The 17315-nt window shown below is 69.1% G+C and carries 32 protein-coding genes; 28 read left to right on the top strand and 4 right to left on the bottom strand.

The features are described from left to right. Positions 1–59: 59 nt before the first annotated feature. Genes HW130_RS03250 through HW130_RS03235 form a run of 4 tightly spaced genes read left to right on the top strand, consistent with a single transcriptional unit; the run spans position 60 to position 1814 of the window. Positions 60–335: a hypothetical protein gene (locus HW130_RS03250; protein WP_177147813.1), complete on the top strand. Its 276-nt coding sequence runs from the start codon at positions 60–62 to the stop codon at positions 333–335. Further along, positions 332–709, top strand: coding sequence for a hypothetical protein (locus tag HW130_RS03245; RefSeq protein ID WP_177147812.1), 378 nt, complete (start codon positions 332–334; stop codon positions 707–709). The genes HW130_RS03250 and HW130_RS03245 overlap by 4 nt, the downstream gene beginning before the upstream one ends. After that, positions 706–1554, top strand: a complete 849-nt coding sequence (locus tag HW130_RS03240; RefSeq protein ID WP_177147811.1) for a hypothetical protein — start codon at positions 706–708, stop codon at positions 1552–1554. The genes HW130_RS03245 and HW130_RS03240 overlap by 4 nt, the downstream gene beginning before the upstream one ends. After that, a complete protein-coding gene (locus tag HW130_RS03235) occupies positions 1551–1814 on the top strand; it encodes a WhiB family transcriptional regulator (RefSeq protein ID WP_177147810.1) in 264 nt (87 codons plus the stop codon). The genes HW130_RS03240 and HW130_RS03235 overlap by 4 nt, the downstream gene beginning before the upstream one ends. A gap of 49 nt (positions 1815–1863) precedes the next feature. Here the strand turns inward: HW130_RS03235 and HW130_RS03230 are convergent, their stop codons facing one another. Then, positions 1864–2187: a hypothetical protein gene (locus tag HW130_RS03230; protein WP_177147809.1), complete on the bottom strand. Its 324-nt coding sequence runs from the start codon at positions 2185–2187 to the stop codon at positions 1864–1866. An 89-nt stretch (positions 2188–2276) separates the two neighbouring features. Between HW130_RS03230 and HW130_RS03225 the strand changes: the two genes are divergently transcribed. The 15 genes from HW130_RS03225 to HW130_RS03155 all read left to right on the top strand — a co-directional run bounded on the left by HW130_RS03225 (position 2277) and on the right by HW130_RS03155 (position 10020). After that, the gene (locus HW130_RS03225) at positions 2277–3170 is read left to right on the top strand and encodes a hypothetical protein (RefSeq protein ID WP_177147808.1); all 894 of its coding nucleotides are present in this window, start codon (positions 2277–2279) and stop codon (positions 3168–3170) included. Further along, positions 3151–3777, top strand: a complete 627-nt coding sequence (locus HW130_RS03220; RefSeq protein WP_177147807.1) for a DnaA ATPase domain-containing protein — start codon at positions 3151–3153, stop codon at positions 3775–3777. The genes HW130_RS03225 and HW130_RS03220 overlap by 20 nt, the downstream gene beginning before the upstream one ends. Continuing rightward, the gene (locus HW130_RS03215; protein WP_177147806.1) at positions 3774–5147 is read left to right on the top strand and encodes a replicative DNA helicase; all 1374 of its coding nucleotides are present in this window, start codon (positions 3774–3776) and stop codon (positions 5145–5147) included. Before HW130_RS03220 ends, HW130_RS03215 begins: the two co-directional genes overlap by 4 nt. Then, on the top strand, positions 5144–5377 hold the full coding sequence (locus HW130_RS03210; RefSeq protein WP_177147805.1) for a hypothetical protein: 234 nt from the start codon (positions 5144–5146) through the stop codon (positions 5375–5377). Before HW130_RS03215 ends, HW130_RS03210 begins: the two co-directional genes overlap by 4 nt. Next, positions 5374–6138: a hypothetical protein gene (locus tag HW130_RS03205; protein WP_177147804.1), complete on the top strand. Its 765-nt coding sequence runs from the start codon at positions 5374–5376 to the stop codon at positions 6136–6138. The genes HW130_RS03210 and HW130_RS03205 overlap by 4 nt, the downstream gene beginning before the upstream one ends. A gap of 63 nt (positions 6139–6201) precedes the next feature. Then, the gene (locus HW130_RS03200; protein WP_177147803.1) at positions 6202–6474 is read left to right on the top strand and encodes a hypothetical protein; all 273 of its coding nucleotides are present in this window, start codon (positions 6202–6204) and stop codon (positions 6472–6474) included. A 50-nt stretch (positions 6475–6524) separates the two neighbouring features. Further along, positions 6525–6764 carry a hypothetical protein gene (locus HW130_RS03195; protein WP_177147802.1) on the top strand — a complete coding sequence of 80 codons (240 nt, stop codon included), beginning with the start codon at positions 6525–6527 and terminating at the stop codon, positions 6762–6764. A gap of 68 nt (positions 6765–6832) precedes the next feature. Further along, positions 6833–7162, top strand: a complete 330-nt coding sequence (locus tag HW130_RS03190; RefSeq protein WP_177147801.1) for a MazG-like family protein — start codon at positions 6833–6835, stop codon at positions 7160–7162. After that, positions 7159–7356, top strand: coding sequence for a hypothetical protein (locus HW130_RS03185; RefSeq protein ID WP_177147800.1), 198 nt, complete (start codon positions 7159–7161; stop codon positions 7354–7356). The genes HW130_RS03190 and HW130_RS03185 overlap by 4 nt, the downstream gene beginning before the upstream one ends. A gap of 148 nt (positions 7357–7504) precedes the next feature. Continuing rightward, the gene (locus HW130_RS03180) at positions 7505–7888 is read left to right on the top strand and encodes a helix-turn-helix transcriptional regulator (protein ID WP_309140301.1); all 384 of its coding nucleotides are present in this window, start codon (positions 7505–7507) and stop codon (positions 7886–7888) included. 95 nt (positions 7889–7983) lie between these two features. Next, complete coding sequence (locus tag HW130_RS03175) at positions 7984–8274, top strand: hypothetical protein (protein ID WP_177147799.1); 291 nt, start codon at positions 7984–7986, stop codon at positions 8272–8274. Continuing rightward, entirely contained in the window at positions 8271–8696 is a 426-nt protein-coding gene (locus tag HW130_RS03170) for a hypothetical protein (RefSeq protein WP_177147798.1), read from the top strand. Before HW130_RS03175 ends, HW130_RS03170 begins: the two co-directional genes overlap by 4 nt. Beyond that, positions 8693–8914, top strand: coding sequence for a hypothetical protein (locus HW130_RS03165; RefSeq protein WP_177147797.1), 222 nt, complete (start codon positions 8693–8695; stop codon positions 8912–8914). The genes HW130_RS03170 and HW130_RS03165 overlap by 4 nt, the downstream gene beginning before the upstream one ends. Positions 8915–8951: 37 nt before the next feature. Further along, complete coding sequence (locus tag HW130_RS03160) at positions 8952–9578, top strand: hypothetical protein (protein ID WP_309140300.1); 627 nt, start codon at positions 8952–8954, stop codon at positions 9576–9578. A gap of 52 nt (positions 9579–9630) precedes the next feature. Beyond that, positions 9631–10020, top strand: a complete 390-nt coding sequence (locus HW130_RS03155) for a hypothetical protein (RefSeq protein WP_177147796.1) — start codon at positions 9631–9633, stop codon at positions 10018–10020. Here the strand turns inward: HW130_RS03155 and HW130_RS03150 are convergent. From HW130_RS03150 to HW130_RS03140, 3 genes are all read right to left on the bottom strand, one after another. Then, positions 10017–10163 (bottom strand): hypothetical protein, encoded by a 147-nt coding sequence (locus HW130_RS03150; protein WP_177147795.1) that lies wholly within the window; start codon positions 10161–10163, stop codon positions 10017–10019. The two genes, HW130_RS03155 and HW130_RS03150, sit on opposite strands and share 4 nt — an antisense overlap. Positions 10164–10227: 64 nt before the next feature. Beyond that, positions 10228–10860 (bottom strand): GIY-YIG nuclease family protein, encoded by a 633-nt coding sequence (locus tag HW130_RS03145; protein WP_177147794.1) that lies wholly within the window; start codon positions 10858–10860, stop codon positions 10228–10230. Continuing rightward, complete coding sequence (locus HW130_RS03140) at positions 10857–11603, bottom strand: GntR family transcriptional regulator (RefSeq protein WP_177147793.1); 747 nt, start codon at positions 11601–11603, stop codon at positions 10857–10859. The genes HW130_RS03145 and HW130_RS03140 overlap by 4 nt, the downstream gene beginning before the upstream one ends. Positions 11604–11810: 207 nt before the next feature. Here HW130_RS03140 and HW130_RS03135 point away from each other — a divergent pair, with 207 nt between their 5' ends. From HW130_RS03135 to HW130_RS36640, 9 genes are all read left to right on the top strand, one after another. After that, positions 11811–12221: a DUF6907 domain-containing protein gene (locus HW130_RS03135; protein WP_177147792.1), complete on the top strand. Its 411-nt coding sequence runs from the start codon at positions 11811–11813 to the stop codon at positions 12219–12221. After that, positions 12221–12370 carry a hypothetical protein gene (locus HW130_RS03130; protein ID WP_177147791.1) on the top strand — a complete coding sequence of 50 codons (150 nt, stop codon included), beginning with the start codon at positions 12221–12223 and terminating at the stop codon, positions 12368–12370. Before HW130_RS03135 ends, HW130_RS03130 begins: the two co-directional genes overlap by 1 nt. Continuing rightward, complete coding sequence (locus tag HW130_RS03125; protein ID WP_177147790.1) at positions 12370–12555, top strand: hypothetical protein; 186 nt, start codon at positions 12370–12372, stop codon at positions 12553–12555. The genes HW130_RS03130 and HW130_RS03125 overlap by 1 nt, the downstream gene beginning before the upstream one ends. Positions 12556–12726: 171 nt before the next feature. Next, positions 12727–12933, top strand: a complete 207-nt coding sequence (locus HW130_RS03120) for a hypothetical protein (RefSeq protein WP_177147789.1) — start codon at positions 12727–12729, stop codon at positions 12931–12933. A 43-nt stretch (positions 12934–12976) separates the two neighbouring features. Next, positions 12977–13210: a hypothetical protein gene (locus HW130_RS03115; RefSeq protein WP_177147788.1), complete on the top strand. Its 234-nt coding sequence runs from the start codon at positions 12977–12979 to the stop codon at positions 13208–13210. A gap of 40 nt (positions 13211–13250) precedes the next feature. Next, on the top strand, positions 13251–13439 hold the full coding sequence (locus HW130_RS03110; RefSeq protein WP_177147787.1) for a hypothetical protein: 189 nt from the start codon (positions 13251–13253) through the stop codon (positions 13437–13439). A gap of 104 nt (positions 13440–13543) precedes the next feature. Next, the gene (locus tag HW130_RS03105) at positions 13544–13738 is read left to right on the top strand and encodes a hypothetical protein (RefSeq protein WP_177147786.1); all 195 of its coding nucleotides are present in this window, start codon (positions 13544–13546) and stop codon (positions 13736–13738) included. A 22-nt stretch (positions 13739–13760) separates the two neighbouring features. Continuing rightward, positions 13761–15104 carry a hypothetical protein gene (locus HW130_RS03100; RefSeq protein WP_177147785.1) on the top strand — a complete coding sequence of 448 codons (1344 nt, stop codon included), beginning with the start codon at positions 13761–13763 and terminating at the stop codon, positions 15102–15104. Continuing rightward, positions 15101–17305, top strand: coding sequence for an FtsK/SpoIIIE domain-containing protein (locus HW130_RS36640; RefSeq protein ID WP_177147784.1), 2205 nt, complete (start codon positions 15101–15103; stop codon positions 17303–17305). Before HW130_RS03100 ends, HW130_RS36640 begins: the two co-directional genes overlap by 4 nt. Positions 17306–17315: the final 10 nt, after the last annotated feature.

Raw genomic sequence — 17315 nt, 5'->3', positions numbered from 1 at the left:
AGCCCGCGGCAATCGGGCTGGCCCACCCCCAGAGAAGCACACGTGAAGGGACACCCGCCATGCCAGAGCCCATCCGCCTCACCGCAGGCGTCATCACCGAGATCGAGTTCCTCGACCCGAACCGGCCCCGCCTGCTCGACACCCCCGACGAACGCGGCTGCCACAGCTGCGACGGCCCCGCCTACGACTCCGGCTGCACCGCGCCCGGCTGCAACGGATACGGCTGCCCCGACTGCGGCATCGGCTGTGACATCGACTTCCTCGATGACGACGAATCCACCTGCGCCCAGGCCATCGCCGAAGCAGCCGAAGACGACGAGGAGGACGCATCATGACCCGCCGCCTCACCGTCGCCGAACGCCTCGCGTCCGACGGCAAGAACCTCCTCCTCGCCGACATCGTCAAGCAGTCCGAGTGGTCCCAGTTCCTCGTCGAGCAGGCCGTTCTCCACTTCGGCCTCCTTCACCACGAGTTCTCGGCGAACTCCCTCCGCGACGTTCTCCCCGAACTCGGTCACGGCTACCTGGGTGCCGCGATCAACAGCCTCCGCAGCGGCGGAATCATCGAGCACACCGGGCGCATGGTGCCGTCGACCTCGCCCGCCACCCACGGCCACCGGCTCGCCGTCTGGACATTGACCGACCGCGGCATCCAGATAGCCCGGCAGCGGCGCAACGCCCGCCTTCAGCAGCGGGAGGCAGCAGCGTGACCACCGCCACCCGCCAGCCGCCGCACCACGACACCCTCACCTGCTACTGCGACTACCACTGCCGGCTCCCCGAATGCGTGGCCCGTTACCGCAACTACGAACGGGAACGCGGGCGCGCCATCACTGCCGGAACATGGCAGCCCCTCCTCGACGCCGAACCCGTCCGGCAGCACCTCCTCAAACTGCGCACGGCAGGAATCACCGTCCACCGCGTCGCCACCATCACGGGCCTCCAATACCGGCAAGTGCGCGCTTTCATCCAGCACGACTACGGAAACGCCGCTCCCCGCAGGCGCCGCGTCACCCGCGAAGTCGCCGCCAAGATCCTCGCCGTCAACGCGGCCGACCACACCCCCGGCAACGTCGACTGCACCGGCAGCCGTCGGCGAGTGCAAGCCCTCATGGCCATCGGCTGGCCCCTCATCTACATCGCCGAGCGGGCCGGGATCCACCCCTCCAACCGCAGCGTCATCCTTTCCCGGCCCACCATCCGAGCCACAACCGCGCAGAAAATCGCCGCCGCTTACGACGAGCTGCGGCACGAGAAGCCGGCCCGTCACGGCGTGCGCCCTACCAGCATCAAGCGGGCCAAGCAGCAGGCCGCGGCGAACAAGTGGCCGCCGCCGTCGTACTGGGACGAGCGGATGGACGTCATCGACGACCCGGACTTCGAGCCCATGTACGGCGTCACCAAGCGCCTGATCATCGCCCAAGACGCGAACGAGCTGATGCGATTCAGCGGACTTGACCGGGCTGCTGCTGCCCAACGCCTCGGCGTCAGCAAGTCCTACCTCGACCACGCCTTCCGCGACCACCCCGAGTACGCCGTGGAGGTGGCGGCATGAGCGCCGCTTGGGAGGCCCAGGCCCGCTGCCGGACGGTCGGCGTCGAACCGTTCTTCCCCGAAGGCAACGGCGGCAAGTACCGGGCCGCCGCCGACGAGGCGAAAGCCGTCTGTGCCATGTGCCCCGTCCGCCAGCCGTGCCTCGACTACGCCCTCGAGTTCGAAGGCGGCTCAGAGCACGGGCAGCGCGCCGGCATCTGGGGAGGCCTCACACCCCGCGAACGCCACGCCATCCACCGGCAGCAGCAGACCGCCGCCTGAGTACACGACAACGGCCCCGCACAGCGGGGCCGAGGGAGGAGGGGACGTGTCAGACGTCGAAACCGACGTACCGCTTGGCGAAGTCGACGAGGAGCGGGTTGCTGTCCAGCTGCTCCTTGGACATCCCCTCCAGCGTCTTGCGCAGGGCGTCGACCATGCGGCGGTCGGTGAGGGCCGTCTCGTAGAACTCGGGCGCCACGACCATCGCGACTCGCTGGCCGCGCTCGGTGAAGGCTGCCGGCTTCCCTCCCCAGCGAACGCCGCGGATCAGCTCGGTCAGCGATGCACGGGCCTTGGTCATGGAGACCTCGGCGACACCGTCCTCTGCGATCTGAATGCCCTGGTCGGAAGCCATGGCCAGAGTGTAAGTCATTTCCAATCCTTCCAAGATTGCCAATCTTTAAAGTATGATGCCAGTGTTGGCAGCGCAGCACCAGAGCGCACCGCCACAACCGGTCAGCGATGCCCGAACTGCACCGCCAGCAGGAAGAAGACGCCGTGAGCATTGACGCCATGTACTGGGTGTGGAACCACTCCCAGTCGAAGGGGGCAGGCCGCCACGTGATGCTGGCCTGCGCCAACTGGATCACCAGCGACGACTGCACCGTGCGAGCCAGCACGGCCGACCTCGTCCGCTTCTCCAACGCGGCGCGCTCCTCTGTCATCAAGGCTGTCGACACCCTCCTGAAGTCCGGCGAGCTGCAACAGCTCGAGGAGGCCCGTGGGACACGGCCGGCGCTCTACCGGCTCCCCGGAGCAGTCGGATACGTGCGGCCCGAGGGTGGCTCTAGGGGTACGAAAACCGGACCCCTAGCCGCAGCCCAGCGGTCCGGAAACGAGACCGCTAGCGCTCGACAGGGGTCCGAAAACGAGACCCCTGAAAGTTCCGCTAGGGGTCCGGAAATCGGACCCCAGGGGTCCGAAAACGAGACCCCTAGCGGTCCGGAAACCGGACCCCATAACCAGTACCAGGGGAACCATGTAGAAGAAGAAGCTTCTTCTGCCGCCCCGGCTCGCGAGATCAGCAGCGAAGACAAGCGCGAGTTCGGCAGCTTCTGGGCGCTGTACCCCAAGAGCAAGGACTACGGCAAAACCCTCGAGCAGTGGACCGCTGCCGTTGCTGCTGGCGCCGACCCCAAGCAGATCACTGCTGCTGCTGTCGCCTACGCCCGCGAGAAGGCCGGCGAGGAATGGCGCTACATCAAGTTCTCCGCCAACTGGCTCAAGGCCCGCGGCTACGAAGACAAGTACGCGCCCGAGCCCAACGGCAAGCCCCAACTCCGCGCCGTCGGCGCCCCTACCGCACCCCGAGAGATGACCGAAGAGGAGAAGGCACGTGCCCTTCAGTTCGGATGAGCAGCCCGACCCGCGAGAGTCGGTGCTCCGTGAACGCCGCGAGGACGCCGTCAACGGCTACCTCGGCCGCACCCCCGCCATCTACCGCAGCACCATCCAGATCCACACGGCTGCCCAGCGGTGGGCCGACCAGAAGGCCGACACCCCGCCGAGCCTGTTCCTCACCGGATCGATCGGCGTCGGGAAGACCCACACCGCCTGGCAGGCATCCCGCATCTGGCTCGGTGCCCGCATCGAGAAGACCGGCCGCATGCCGTCGATCGAGACCTGGCGGTCCACCGCCCTCTTTGACGCGCTGCGCCCCGACAACCGCGACTACGACGCCAAGTCCCTGACCCGCACCCTGCAGCGCGCCGACCTCCTGTACGTCGACGACCTCGCCGCCGCCCGCGTCTCGCCGACCGGCTGGACCCAGGAGCGGCTGTACGAAATCTTCGACGAGCGGTACATCAACCGCCGCCCGGTGCTCATCACCTGCGACGTCCTGCCGAACCAGATCAGCCACATCGTCGGCGACCGGGTCGCCTCCCGGCTCGGCGAGATGTGCCGCGGCGGAGTTCTCCTCCTCGAGGGCGCTGATCGCCGCAAGGCAGGTGCCGCCGCATGAGCGCCGACATCTGGGACGCCCCGCTCGACGAGCAGCCCATCATGCCCAACCGGCCGGCCGACCCGGAGGCCGAGCAGATCCTCGTGGCCACCGCCATGGCCCGGCCCGCCATCGTCGATGAGCTCGCCATGCGCGGCTTCGACCCGGCCGACATCACCGAAGACCGCTACCGCTGGGTCTGGTTCGCCGTCGAACACCTTGCCGCCGACTTCGAAGACGACGAGATCCGCTATCTCGCCGTCGACCGGCAGCTGCAGGCCTGGCGCGCAGAGGGCCGCATCCCCACCATCCCCCTCAACGAGCACCAGCTCGCCGAGCTGTACAACCACGCGCACCCCGGCAGCGAAGACTGGTACGCCGACCGGATCACGAAGAAGGCCATCGCCGCCCGCCTCGTCGCGCACGGCCATGCCTCCATCCTCCGCGGCAACTCGGCAGCGTTCGACCCCAACGCCGATGTCGCTGCCGCCCAGTCCGAACTCGACGGCGTCGTCCGATCGGCCAGCGAAGGCGAGACGACCCTTGTCGGGGACCTGCTCGCTGGTGTCCTCGAGCGGGCCATCACCCCGCCCACGAACGAGGACCGGATCCCGACCGGGTTCATCGACCTCGACCTGCTGCTGTCCGGAGGCTGGGCGCCCGGCCAGATGGTCGTCATCGGTGCCCGCCCGGCCATGGGAAAGACCACGTTCGGGCTCGGCCTGGCCCGCGCCGCAGCTATCAAGTACGGCATCCCCACCCTGTTCGAATCGCTCGAGATGAGCGAGGACGAGCTCGGGAACAGCATCGTCGCCGCCGAAAGTCAGGTCGCGCTCCACCACATCAAGCAGGGCATCGTCGGCGGCAGCACCGCCGACACGCAGCGCATGGCCCGCGCCGCAGCCAAGATCAAGCCCGCGCCGCTGCACATCAACGACGAGTCCCACCTGTCCATCCCGGCGCTGCGCGCCAGGGTCCGCAACCTCGTCCGCACCGCCGGCCTGCGGCTCGTCGTCGTCGACTACCTGCAGCTCATGCAGGCACCGAAGGCGGAGTCCCGGCAGGTCGCCGTCTCCGAAATGTCACGGCAGTTGAAGCTCCTCGCCAAGGAGTTCCAGATCACCGTCGTCGTCCTCGCCCAGCTCAACCGCGGCCCCGAGCAGCGCACCGAGAAGAAGCCGATGGTGTCCGACCTGCGCGAGTCCGGCGCGATCGAGCAGGACGCCGACATCGTCATCCTGCTGCACCGCGAGGACGCCTACGAGAAGGAGTCCCCGCGCGCTGGCGAGGCGGACTTGATCGTCGGGAAGCACCGCGGCGGCCCGACCTCGACGATCACGACCGCGTTCCAGGGCCACTACGCCCGGTTCGTCGACATGGCCCAGACATGACTTGGGAGCCGTCCGACGAGGACATCACCGCCGCCCGCGATCAAGGCGACCTCAAGAACCTGCTGCTCCTTGCCGCCGGCATCACGCCGAAGGTCCCCAAGCAGCGGCCCAAGGCCGAGCCCAAGAAGCCCTGCTACCACATCCGCCGCCCCGGGGCCTGGCCCTGCGGCACCGCCCCGTCCGGGCCGACGCCCGAACCGTGCACCGACTGCCTGAAGGAGAAGCCGTGACCCGCTGGTACCCGAGCCAGGGCACGAAGCACGGCGGCACCCACCCGCCCTTCACCACCATCAACCGGATCGGTGAACCGTCGTCGGCGATGCGCCGACAGGAACAGCGCATCCACGACAAGCGGATCCTCGCGAACTACGTCCAGCTAGCGCCCGGTGTCCTTGTCATCTGGGACCGGCAGCCGTACCGCGTCCTCGAACTCGCCGAGCGCCCGCTCGACCTGTGGGGCGAGAAGCACGAGATGCGGTTCGCGACCGCCCTCGAACACTGGGAGATCGGCGGGAAGCGCGGCGAACGGCCCGAGAAGGCCACCTGGGGCGGCCGCCCGTTCGTGTTCGTTCTCCAGCCCGACGGCAAGCCCCACGAGAAGCCGATCCACCTGATCGGCCCGGCGAACCACACGTGGGACGTCCTGCCCGAGCACTACTGGATCTGCTCGGCATGCGGCGAACTCCCCCCCTGCCGGCACCAGGAGGCCGAGCGAATCGCCGACCATCACGCGGCCCACGCCGACGTCCTCATGGACATTCCGCCCGGTCACTGCCTCGGTTGCGGCGAGTTCGTCACCTCCCGCCAGCAAGCCACCCGCTTCCCCGGCCCGAACCTGTGGCGTCCCGATCTCCCCGAGAACTCGGCCGTCTTCCACGCCCGTCAGGAGTGCTCCACCCCGCGGGAGCGGTACCGCGAGCAGTGGGAAGCCCGCGGCGGCATGAAGCAGCAGCCCAGCCTCTTCCCCGACGACAACCGGCCCGCCGCGTGACCCCGGCCGACCCCACACCCGCCCCCAACCCCGACCACCACACCACCCCGAAGGAGACCTGACGTGATGCACGAGAGCCTGTTCGACCGCACCGCCCGCGCGATCGGCAACGTGCCCATCCGCCAGACCGACGACGGCATCAACGTCCACCTGGGCCCGCCGATGCGCGGGGCCCTGGCCGCCGCCGCGCTCGAGGCCATCCGCCCCGAGCTGGACCGGCTCCACGCCCGAATCGCCGAACTCCAAGGCGGCCAGCCCACGCGAGTCCTGCCGGCGAAGTTCATCACCGACGCCATGGCGGCCATTCCCGACGAGCTGCCGCCGGACTTCGCCTAACCCCCGCCGCCTGACTGGCGCCCATCCCACCACCACCACCGGAGGAACCCATGGCCACCTGGACCTGGCGAACCGTGACAAGCACCCGCCGCGAGTGGGAGGTGCCCGCGGCCGAACCGTGGGGCGCCTTCCTCGGCGACATCCGAGGCGCTCTGCTCGCCGCCTCGATCGCCTACCGCGAAGCCCACGGGCTGCCGGAGGACGCGCCCCTGACCGACGACGCCCTGCGCTTCAAGGTCACCGACGACGCGATCCTCATCAGCTTCACCACCGAGACCCCCGCCCCGTGAACGCGTGCACCCGCCCCCTGTCGGTAGCAGGGGGCGGGCCCGCCCACCATCCCACGAAGGAGAAGCACATGCTGAACCCCGACCAGTGGACCACCATCCGCAGCCTTGTCGCCTGGCTTGACCGTGAGAACGGCCGCAGCGACGCCGAGATCACCCTCCGCCTACTGAAGATCACCGAGGAGGCGGGGGAAGCGGCCGCCGCCTGGATCGGCGTACAGGGCCAGAACCCGCGCAAAGGCGTCACCCACATCCACCCGGACGTGCAGGACGAACTGTGCGACGTGATCCTCACCGCCGCAGTGGCCCTCGCATCGATCGTCGGCAACCCGCAGGACGTCCTCGACGCCAAGCTCCGCAAGGTCGCCGACCGTGCCGCCGCCCTGGAGGTGGGCGCGTGAACCGGCAGCCGATCACCCCGCAGACGGAGCCGGTCGGCCCGGACGGGCTGACGTTCCGGGAGCGGACATGGCTCAAGGCCGCACGGCAGCACGTGGCCGAGCTGAACCGTCTCCTGTCAGAGCGCGGCTCGACGGCCCACTACACGGTGGGCGTTGCCGGACTCGATGTCGTCAGCGAGTCGGAACCGCAGTGACCGACGACCTGCCGCCGTTGTGGCCTGAGGGCTGGTGGGTGGAGCCGTGCGACACCGCCCCACCCCCAGCCCGGCCCCTGCCGCGGTGGATGAAACCCACCATCACCGTCCCCATCCCCATCGACAACTACCCGGAAGGAGCCGAGACGTGAGCATCCCCCGATACGGCCAGCCGCTTGGCGCCCGGGAGACCGAAATCCTCCGACTGGTGAGCCAGGGCCTGAGCTACGGCGAAGCGGCCGGGAGACTCCAGCCGCCGGTTACGGAGAACACGGCCAAGGCCCACATGCAGCGCGTCCTCACCAAGCTCGGCGCAAGCACGGCCCCGCACGCAGTCTTCCTCGCCTGCCAGGCGGGGATCCTCGACGGCCGGCCCCGACGCCACGGAGACCACGCCGGATACGCCGCGCACGTGTACCGCGGCGAGGACCCGTGCGAGGCGTGCTGGGACGGCGAGCGCGCGTACCGGGCCGGACGCAGGGCCGCCAGACGGGCCGCGAAGGCCAACCCTCCGAAGCTACTGGCGAGTTAACTCCCTGAGCGGTTCGAGGGCCTCTCGCGCCGCTCACCCCACCCCGACACCCCCAGGCCGTCCTACACGTTCCCTGACAGCAAGACGAGGCAACAATGACCGACACCGAAACCCCCAGCAGACCCGCCACCGCGATCACCCACCCCGAATGCGGCCAGTGGTGGACCGGACTCAGCCGCTCGCACTGCCCCGCCTGCCACAAGACCTTCTCCGTCGACAGCGCCGCCGACAAGCACCGCAAAGGCGCCCACGGCATAGACCGCCACTGCGTCGACCCCGCCACCGTCGGCCTCGTCCCCGTCGACAAGCCCTACGGCGTCCTCTGGCAAAACCCCGGCAGCGACCAGCCCTACTGGTTCAAGAACGACGAGGGGGCCACGGCATGACCGGCCAGCAGTGCGGACTGCCGCACTACGACTACCCGTTCAGCCGATGCACCGAGTCGGCCGGACATGACGGGCCGCACGCCGCGCCGCTGGTCATCGACGCGAGCCTCCCGCCCTGTGGTGGTATCTCCTGGGACGCGCCCTCGCCCCAGCCTGCTGCCGCCCCGACCGACCCCCGCGAGCAGTACGCCGCAGCCATCCGAAGCGTTCGGCTCGGCGACAGCGAGACGCTGCTCGACGACACCAACGTGGACATCGCCACAGACGCCGCCCTCGCCGTGAGGGACCGCGAGCTCGAGCAACTGCGGGCGCAGGTCGCACGGGTACGGGAGCTTGCCGAGCGCTGGGAGAACGCACTCACCCCCGACCTGGCCTACGCCCGCGCCCTCCGCCGCGCCCTCGACCCGCAGGAGTCGTCGTGACCGGAGCGAAGCGCCTCGCCCACTGGGGCCCGACCTGCGAATCCGGCAGGCACTACCCGCCACACCCCGGCGACACCTGCGAACAAGCCGACGAGTGGATCGCCTACCGCGACGCCCGACTCGAGGAACTGCTCGCGGCTGCCGTGCGCACCCCCATGACCGATGTGCCACCCGCACTCCGCGGCCCCAACTGGAAGCCCGCCAGCCCCACCGCCTGACCTGCACCCGCACGCCCGCACCAGCAAGGAGCCTGCCGTGACCGACACCGCCCCCGCCTGCGTGATCTGCATGACTGGCCTGTATGACGACGAGTTGGACCGGCAGGCGTGCCGGCCGTGCATCCGCCGCACCGACGAGAACCTCCTCGCCCTCGCCGGCGTTCGCGGCCTGTACGCCCAGCTCGGACGGCAGCTCGCCCCCGGCTCCGGCAGCGGCGGCCCCGTCGTCTCCGGCAGCCGCAGCGCCCCCATCCCGGTACGCCTCGAGCCGCTGTCGCTCCTCGCCAAGGGCGGCGTCGTGACCATCCTGCAAACCTGGGTCGACGACTGGGCCGACCACGGCCGCGCCCAGCGCACCCGCGGCGGCACCCTCCAGCAGCAACTCGACGCCGCCGTGTCCACGCTCAGGTTCAACCTCGACTGGGCGTCCGCCGCTCACCCCGCCTTCGTCGAATTCGCCGCTGAGATATGGCAGATCCGGCGCCAGTGCGAAGGGCAGATCTCCGGCGAACGACAGCCCCGCCGCATCGGCGTCGCCTGCCCCTGCGGCCAGACCCTGCGCATCACCCTCGACACGGACGTCGTTGACTGCCCTGCCTGTTGCACTCGGTACGGGCACACCGAAGCCCTGTCCCTGCCGCTCGCCGAGAGGGCCGCAGCGTGAGGCTCGGTGCCCGTATCCTGCCGATCCGCACCGCCCTCAATCCGGAGGAAACGTGATCGAGTACGTCCCCCGCAGCGGCCCGCCCGAGGCAATGAACTGCCCGGCCGTCGTGTGCGACACCTGCCGCAAGCAGGTCGTCGGAAGCGGCAACATCGTCTGGGCCTACAAGGTCGTTCACGACACCGACGAAGTGCGCCAGCAGTCACCGCTGTATGCCGCCCACAAGGGCCGCTGCGACCAGGCCCTCGACGCCTGGCTGAAGAAGCAGTACAGCATTGATGACCACTGGATCCTGCTGTGGGAAGAGCTCGACGCTTTCATGAGCCAGCTCGCTTACAACGCCGTGAACGCATTCGCAGACGACGCTGAGGGCGAGTATCACCAGCTGATCGTCAAGCAGCCGAGGAACGACCCGCACATGGAGATCCCCACGATCCCCTAGTCCGCCGGCAGTCTGAGCGCGAGGTCGTGCGCCATCCGCTCGGCCTCGAGCGCCAGCTCCTCGCTCGGCTCGCCCCACGCCAGCAGCAGCCCGACGACCTTCCGCAGCTCGTCGGTGGTCACCAGCGGTTCACGCTCATCCACGGACTGGGCAGCAAGAAGGCCCGCACCCGGTTCCTCAGGTGCGGGCCGTTTCGTGCGTCTGGGGTCAGGCGGCGCTGGCGATCTGTTCGGCGCGAGCACCCGAGATGCCGAGCAGTTCGCCGACCTGGCGCCAGGTCAATCCGCCTTGCTTGAGTTCGCGGACGGCACTCCGCTGTGCCTCGATGAAGAATCTCTGCCCCTCAGAGATCTGCTTGCGTCGCGCCTGGGCTGCCCGATATCTGTCGAGGAGGCCGTCAACCCTTTCGACCTCAGCCACAACGCCAGCGAGGGCGCGATCAAGCTGACTGGTGTCCAGCCTCTTGGCGCTGTTTTGCTGGGCAGCCGCCCTCATCGCGGCGAACTGCTCTGCCGAGACTCGCAGCTTGGGGGCGGCTGACGGCTTTCGCAGCAGGGGTGTCGGGTGCTTGTCCCACGGCTTCTCCTGCACCGCCTTCTCGATGACCGGCACCGGATCACTGTCGAATCGGAACCACTCACCGTGCGAGCGGATCTCTTTGAAGTGCCGATGAAGGGCTGTTTCCAACTCATGCCCGCCGGGATGCGCCCAAAGGACGGACAGATGTACTGGCGACATCCGCTGAATGTCGCCCAGCCGCTTGGCGAGGTTGGCGGTTCGCCCGATCTTGACCGTGCTGCTTCCCGGCGCCCCGATCACGTAGACGCATTCCTGGGTCATGGGCGTTCCCCTTCCACCTGCCAGTAGCCAGGCGTGTACACGTCCTCCCAAACTTCGATGGGGCCGTCCTCATCGTGGAAGACGTTGATCAGAACCAGCACAGGAACAGCAGCGTTCGGCGGAGCCTGGACGCCCAGCAATTCCAGTTCGTTGGTCGCAGCCAGCCTGGCAGTTCGCCGCTCGGGGGATCGAGTGATCTCCTTCCCGGTTCGCTCCGTGTAGAGCTCCTGCCAGAAGCGCTCCGAGGGGCCCGGCTCCAGGATCTCCGGGACGGAGATGGATGCGCGTGGGTGGATGCACGACAGGGCGACTACGGCCGGCTTGCCGTTCCGCAGGTAGGTGCGCGTCCGGAGGACGATCTCGTCGTGCAACTCGATGCCGAGGTTCTCGGCGACGTCGGCGTCCGCACAGGACACGAGGCGTGCGCGGTGGTCGGCCGAAGTCTCGCCCGGGGCGAATGGGTTTCCGGTCTGCTGTAGACGTTTCAGGCGCGCCGCCCCAGTCGCCGCCACCCGGGGGCGTTCCGCTACGACGGTGCCGACTCCCTGCTTCGCGTAGGTCAGGCCCTCGGTCTTGAGCAGCTGGAAGGCCTTATTCACGGTTCCAGGGCTCGCGCTAAATCGGTCCCCCATTTCACGCATGGAGGGCAGTTCTTGTCCGGGGCTCAGGGCACCGTCCTGGATCAGTTCTCGCAGGTAGTCGGCGATCTGCGTGTGCGGTGTCCCCCGGGGGGTCTTCGGCATCTGCTGGCTCTCCCTCTGTAGCGATAGGTGTAGTGCTTCACGGCCTCCTCGCAGCGTAGCCCGTTCTCTTACCGGAGACGTCTGCGCGTTGGGCTTGCGATAGCACTACTGTAGTGCTTCACTGAAGTCGTGCCAAGCAAGAGGGCCCCCGGCGGTAGCGCGCCGAAGGCCCTAGTCCCAGCTTTCCCGTGTACAGGAGGCCGAGCGGTGACCATTACAGCACAGACCCCCACGAGTCCGGCGGGGATCCATCCCTCCCGCATCGTGCCGGCTGTCGTGTCCGGTGCGCGGATCTTCATCGAGTGCCCCGCCTGGTGCACCGTCGACCACGTCGACTCTGCCGAGAACCACATCGCGGACGTCTGGCACGGCGGCGACTACGCCAACCTGAACGTGCCGCGCCTCGGCAAGAGCCCCGACCTCCTTGCGTTCGCCCGCCTCGGCGTCGACCCGATGTCCAGCGACCCGGCGAAGCAGACCGCGTTCGTGTTCGTCGACGACGGCGGCGAGGGCTACGAGATGAGCCCCGACCAGGCCGTCGACTTCGCCGACAACCTCGAGCGCTTCGCCGCCGAGATCCGCGCCATGGCCGCCACGGCGAACGGCGAGGTGGCGTGATGGCCGAGCAGCAGTCGACCCGCCTGCGTATCGCGGCCGGGAAGAAGACGGGCCGCAGCCCGCTGGTGATCGTGGTCATGTCGGACGCCGATCGCGCCGCGCACGAGGCCGCGTCCTACGTCCGCCGCCCCGCAGCGAGGGCAGCCTGATGGCCGGCCTGGACGGCTACGAGCAGCGCGTCGTGGCCCGCGCCCGTCAGGCGCTTGCCGAGTCGGAGGCGATGGCTGTCGGCGGGATGAGCGACCGCGACCTGTGCCGCCAGATCGGCCGCCTCGAGGTGACCGTCGCGGACCTGCTCCGGATCATCGACAGCCTCACCGAGGCCACGTCATGACCGCCGAGGAGCGCAAGGCGCTGTCGGACAAGGTCCGCGAGGCGAACAAGCGCAGCCTCAACCGCCCGCGCTAACCCCCTAGACCGCCGTGGGGTGCGGTGACCGACCCCCGCCCCCGCACCCCACGGCACTCCACCCAAACCGTCCGCATGACCACCGGAAGGCACAGCCATGCCCGAGACCAGCACCCGCCGCTACTTCTGGATCATGACCGTCCACACGGACGGGACCGAGTCCACCCTCAAGAACACCTGCGACGTTGCCGCTGGGACCACGAGGGACGAGGTCTACGACTCCATCAGGGCCTTCGTCGCCGAGCAGATCGGCCGCAGCGACTTTGTCACGGCCTTCTTCCACCTCGCGCCGAACGAGCTCTGAGCATCCCACCCCATCCGGATTGACCACCCGAAAGGCCACGCCCATGTCTACGCCCACGCTTCGCCTGATCACCGCAGATGACGACTCCGCCGACGTTCTCGCCGCCGCCGAGGACGCGGTCCGCGCCGGGATCGTCCACGACTACTGGACCGCGATCGACAAGGGCGACCAGCTCGGCGCGCTCGCCGCCGTGTTCCTCGCCCGGCAGATCGACGCCTCCACCCCCCACGGCCCGCGGCTCATCGACGAGCTCACCCACAGCGCCGTCGCCGCCTGACCCACCAACCCACACACCACCAACCCCGAGAGGAACCCCCATGGGCCTGTTCAGCCGCAAGTCGGAACCGAAGGGCTACCAGCCCACGAATGCCGAAATCCAGGACGCCGCCGAGAAGCTCAACCAGGGCAGCCACCACGCCGCCTGGGACCTCACCCTCCACTCCGGCGACTACTCCCGGCAAACCGCCATGCGCATCCTCGGCGCCTCCGTCCAGGACGAGGACTGAGCCGAGAACAGCTCGCCGGCTGCCCGCGGTCCTCGTCCCGCACGAGGCCCGTGGAGAACCGGCGCAGACCACCGACCATCGACCGCCCGAAGGGCCGACCACCCATGAAGAAGCTCGCCTGGATCCTCACCGCCCTGACCCTGCTGCTCCTGTTCCCCGACCTCGCGACCGCGATCGCCGACGTGACCGTGCCCGTTCTCAACTACGTCGCCGGCCAGCCCCTCCTCCTCGGCTTCGGCCTCGGCCTCGCCGCCATGCCCCACCTGACCCGAACCCTTCGCCCCGCCAAGCGCGCCTGACCCCGGAAGGACACCGATCACCGTGAGCAGCACGTACCGCTCCTGGGAGGAGCGCGAGGCCGCGACCGAGAAGACCCGCGCTGAAGCGGCCAAGCTCAGCGCCGAGGCTGCGGCTGCCACAGAGTCTCTGGGCGCCGTCGCCGCCAAGACCGAAACCGACCGGCTCGCCGAGCAGGTCAAGCAGGCCAAGCTCGTCAAGCAGCTCGACGCCGTCAAGGAAGACGCCGTCGACGACAAGCGACAGCGGAAGCAGCAGCGCGCCGAGCAGGCCGCCGACCAGGGCACCCGGTTCAAGGCGCTCGTCAAGGTCGTCATGGTCCTCGGCCTCCTCGCCGCCCTCCCGGCCCAGCTGTCCTACTTCCTCGGCCTGCACAAGAAGGACGAGGAGAACCCCGGGCCAGCATGGTCCATGCTGCCGGTGCCGTTCTTCCTCGAGCTCCTCGCATGGGTCGGAGTCCTCGGCACCCAGTGGGCGCACCGCAAGGGCCTGCCCCGGTGGCCGTTCTGGATCCTCACCGCCGGACTCGCCTCCGTCGCCGGCTACATCAACTTCACCCACGGCGTCGCCGAGTACGGGCTCGTCGCCGGGGTCGCTCTCTGCACGACGTCGATCATCGGCCCGATCCTTGCCGAGGTCGACCAGCTACTGGAGACCCTGGCCGCCGCCGACCCGCGGAACCTGCAGCAGCGGGCCGCCGACAAGGTGCTCGCCAAGGCCAAGGCAGCCGCGGAGAAGGCCCTCGCCGAGCAGCACGCCGCGGAGGACGCGAAGCGCAAGAAACTGTTCCCTGCCGAGTTCGCCGAGTACGAGCGGATCATGGCCGCGCACCCCACCGGAGCGATCGACCGGAACACCGCCTGGGAGCAGGCGTGGCACAACCTCCACCTGTTGCCGCTCAGCGTCACCGCCGGAACGCTCGCCGCTCGCGAAGCAGCGCGCGCCGGCATCGAAGCCGTCCTCAGCAACGCCGGCCGGACGCCCGAGTCCGTCGCGGTCGACCTCCTTCTCGCCCAGATGTTCGGGCCCGACCGCGGGGATGGCGGGCCCGCAGGAGGCACCTCTGGCAGCGGCCCGAAGGGTGGCATGGGGGGAGGGTCAGGGGCCACCTCTGGCGGCGGCTCCAAGACGGCTACAGCCCTTGGGCGTAAAGGGAAGCAGGTATCCGGCCGCACCGCGCCGAAGACCCCCGAGAAGTCCCTCGACCCGGGCCACATCGAGACCGTTCGCAAGCTCGCCGAAATCTCCGGCGGTGCCGACCGCCTCTCTGCCCGCAAGGTCCGCGAAGTCATCGGCGGCGGGTCCAACGAGTACGCCGTCCGCCTCCGCAACCACGTGACGAACGAGACCCGCCAGGAGCAGAAGTGAGCATCGAGACCACCCCCAGCAGCGCCCCCGACCCGGAGTGGGAGAGGCTCGTCGCCGGCTACCTCTCCGGCCGAGAGAAGGACCCCGCCCCGCCAGCCGTCGTCAACACCCCGGACCCCATGGGCGACACCCCGCTCGTTCCCGCCTGGACCCGCACCGCCGGCGGATGGAAGGACCGCGCTGCCGCCGGCCGCGTCAACAGCGTCCGCAGCTTCCGCCGCTGGATGCGACGACAGGCCACCCAGCACGGGCACGGTGCCCAGACCTTCCGCGGCATGCGCCGCACCTTCCTGTGGATCCAGGGCACCGAAGGCGCCCAGGTCGCCGCCGCACGCCACGAGGTCCAGCAGGCCCAGCGCGACTACAAGACCGCGAAGTGGGCGCACGACCGCCGCCTTCTCCCCGGCAAGGAGAAGGACAAGCGCCGCACCGAGATGGAAAAGGCGTTCGGCTCGTCGGTATCCGCGATGTCCAAGTACAAGTCGGCACGGAAGGACGCGCGCATCAAGCGAGCACTGCGCGGCGCCGCCGCTCTCGCCCCGATCGCCGCCGCCGAGGGAACCGGCTTCTACCTGATCGGCGGCCCCGGCGGGCTGCTGGCCACCGGCTCGACCCTCGTCGCCTTCGCGCTGATCGGCCGCCGCACCGAGGCAGGCGAGATCTACAACGACCGCACCGCGAAGATCGGTGACGGCGACCGCATGACCGACGACATGCTCGACCGCGCGTTCCGCGACGCCGGCATCATCCGTGCCGAACAGGCAATCATCTTCCGCTCCCCGGTCATCCAAGACGGGCGCGCATGGCTGGTCCACATCGAGACGACCGGCGGCGTCACCGTCGCCGACGTACAGAAGAAGGGCGACGCCCTCGCCTCCGCCCTGGGTATCCCGCGGCACCAAATGGACATCCGCAAAGAGGGGCGCGAGGACCAGTTCAGCTTCTGGGTGTCCATGTCCGACCCGTTCGGCCGCGCCGTCCTCAACCCGCTGATCGGCACCACCGACAAGGTCAACGCCTGGCGCAGCGGGCTGCCGCTCGGCTTCGACAAGCGGGGCTCGATCGTCCTGGCCACCATCTCCGACTACAGCCTTCTCGTCGGTGGCACCACCCGCTCCGGCAAGGGCATGGCCATCGCCAACATCCTCGTCGGCGCCATGCTCGACCCGCGGATCCGGGTCCGGCTGTTCGACGGAAAGGGCACCGGCGAGTACGTCGGCATCGCCGAGTCCCTCGACACGTTCGTCCGCCGCAACCCTGAGCGGCTCCTCCAGTTCCTCAAGGTGCTCGCCGCCGAGCTGGAGCGGCGCACCGAGATCCTTGTCGACCTCGGCGTGTCCAAGGCGACCGAGGAGCTGCTGGAGCAGCTGGGCGGCATCGAGCTGGTCATCGTCGACGAGCTCGCCACCTACACGGTCAAGGGCGGCCTCAACGGCCAGTACGCGGAGGAGATCGTGGAACTCCTCGCGCAGATCGCCGCAGTCGGTGCCGCAGTCGGCATCGTCCTGGTGCTGGCCACGCAGTCTCCGAAGGTCGATGTCGTGCCGTCCCGGCTGCGGGGCAATTGCTCCGGCCGCTGGTCGATGCGTGTGGAGTCCGCGACGGCGTCGAACACGATCCTCGGCGACGGTGTCGCTGGCGACGGCTACGACGCCAGCAAGATCGAGAACAGTAAGTCGACTCGCGGCCGCGGCTGGCTCACCACCCCCGACACAGGGTTCATCGAAGCACGCAGCCTGTTCGTCGACGTAGAGAACGGTGACCTGCGCAAGGCGGCATTCGCCGGCCTGGCGCTGCGAGAGGCAGTGGGGCGCGTACCGGGCCGATGCCCCGACCCCATCGAGGACCGGCTCAAGGTCGAGACCGGCGTGTCAATGACAGCTGGCGGTCCGATCGGCAACGGGCGAGTCGAAACCGCCGACGATGCGACGACCTTCCTCGACCACCTGGTCAAGGCCGTCTCGTCGACCGGCCGAGGCGAAGCGACCCGGGCCGAAGTGTTCGCCTACCTCGCCCAGATAGACCCGCAGTTCGAGCGCGGAGCCGACGAGAGCGACGCCCAGTACGGGTCCCGCGTCGGGAAGCTGCTCGCTGCCGCGCTGACCGCTGACGGGGTCGACCTCAAGGCCGTGAAGGTCGCTACGGCCGACGGCAGGGAGTCCCGCGGCTACCGGCTCGACGACCTCCATGCCGTCCGATAGGTCGCATTCG

The organism is Streptomyces sp. PKU-EA00015, assembly GCF_013387495.1.
GTDB lineage: Bacteria > Actinomycetota > Actinomycetes > Streptomycetales > Streptomycetaceae > Streptomyces.
Note: the sequence above shows the minus strand (reverse complement) of the source record. Positions and strands in the feature narration are given on the sequence as shown.

Bases quoted from the DNA above. Each gene is read 5' to 3' on its own strand.
- HW130_RS03235 (WP_177147810.1), top strand. From the start codon at position 1,551: ATGAGCGCCGCTTGGGAGGCCCAGGCCCGCTGCCGGACGGTCGGCGTC.
- HW130_RS03140 (WP_177147793.1), bottom strand. From the start codon at position 11,603: ATGCCGAAGACCCCCCGGGGGACACCGCACACGCAGATCGCCGACTAC.
- HW130_RS03170 (WP_177147798.1), top strand. From the start codon at position 8,271: ATGACCGGCCAGCAGTGCGGACTGCCGCACTACGACTACCCGTTCAGC.
- HW130_RS03190 (WP_177147801.1), top strand. From the start codon at position 6,833: ATGCTGAACCCCGACCAGTGGACCACCATCCGCAGCCTTGTCGCCTGG.
- HW130_RS03175 (WP_177147799.1), top strand. From the start codon at position 7,984: ATGACCGACACCGAAACCCCCAGCAGACCCGCCACCGCGATCACCCAC.
- HW130_RS03215 (WP_177147806.1), top strand. From the start codon at position 3,774: ATGAGCGCCGACATCTGGGACGCCCCGCTCGACGAGCAGCCCATCATG.
- HW130_RS03125 (WP_177147790.1), top strand. From the start codon at position 12,370: ATGGCCGGCCTGGACGGCTACGAGCAGCGCGTCGTGGCCCGCGCCCGT.
- HW130_RS03115 (WP_177147788.1), top strand. From the start codon at position 12,977: ATGTCTACGCCCACGCTTCGCCTGATCACCGCAGATGACGACTCCGCC.
- HW130_RS03145 (WP_177147794.1), bottom strand. From the start codon at position 10,860: ATGACCCAGGAATGCGTCTACGTGATCGGGGCGCCGGGAAGCAGCACG.
- HW130_RS03210 (WP_177147805.1), top strand. From the start codon at position 5,144: ATGACTTGGGAGCCGTCCGACGAGGACATCACCGCCGCCCGCGATCAA.
- HW130_RS03225 (WP_177147808.1), top strand. From the start codon at position 2,277: ATGCCCGAACTGCACCGCCAGCAGGAAGAAGACGCCGTGAGCATTGAC.
- HW130_RS03120 (WP_177147789.1), top strand. From the start codon at position 12,727: ATGCCCGAGACCAGCACCCGCCGCTACTTCTGGATCATGACCGTCCAC.
- HW130_RS03105 (WP_177147786.1), top strand. From the start codon at position 13,544: ATGAAGAAGCTCGCCTGGATCCTCACCGCCCTGACCCTGCTGCTCCTG.
- HW130_RS03130 (WP_177147791.1), top strand. From the start codon at position 12,221: ATGGCCGAGCAGCAGTCGACCCGCCTGCGTATCGCGGCCGGGAAGAAG.
- HW130_RS03245 (WP_177147812.1), top strand. From the start codon at position 332: ATGACCCGCCGCCTCACCGTCGCCGAACGCCTCGCGTCCGACGGCAAG.
- HW130_RS03250 (WP_177147813.1), top strand. From the start codon at position 60: ATGCCAGAGCCCATCCGCCTCACCGCAGGCGTCATCACCGAGATCGAG.
- HW130_RS03110 (WP_177147787.1), top strand. From the start codon at position 13,251: ATGGGCCTGTTCAGCCGCAAGTCGGAACCGAAGGGCTACCAGCCCACG.
- HW130_RS03230 (WP_177147809.1), bottom strand. From the start codon at position 2,187: ATGACTTACACTCTGGCCATGGCTTCCGACCAGGGCATTCAGATCGCA.
- HW130_RS03195 (WP_177147802.1), top strand. From the start codon at position 6,525: ATGGCCACCTGGACCTGGCGAACCGTGACAAGCACCCGCCGCGAGTGG.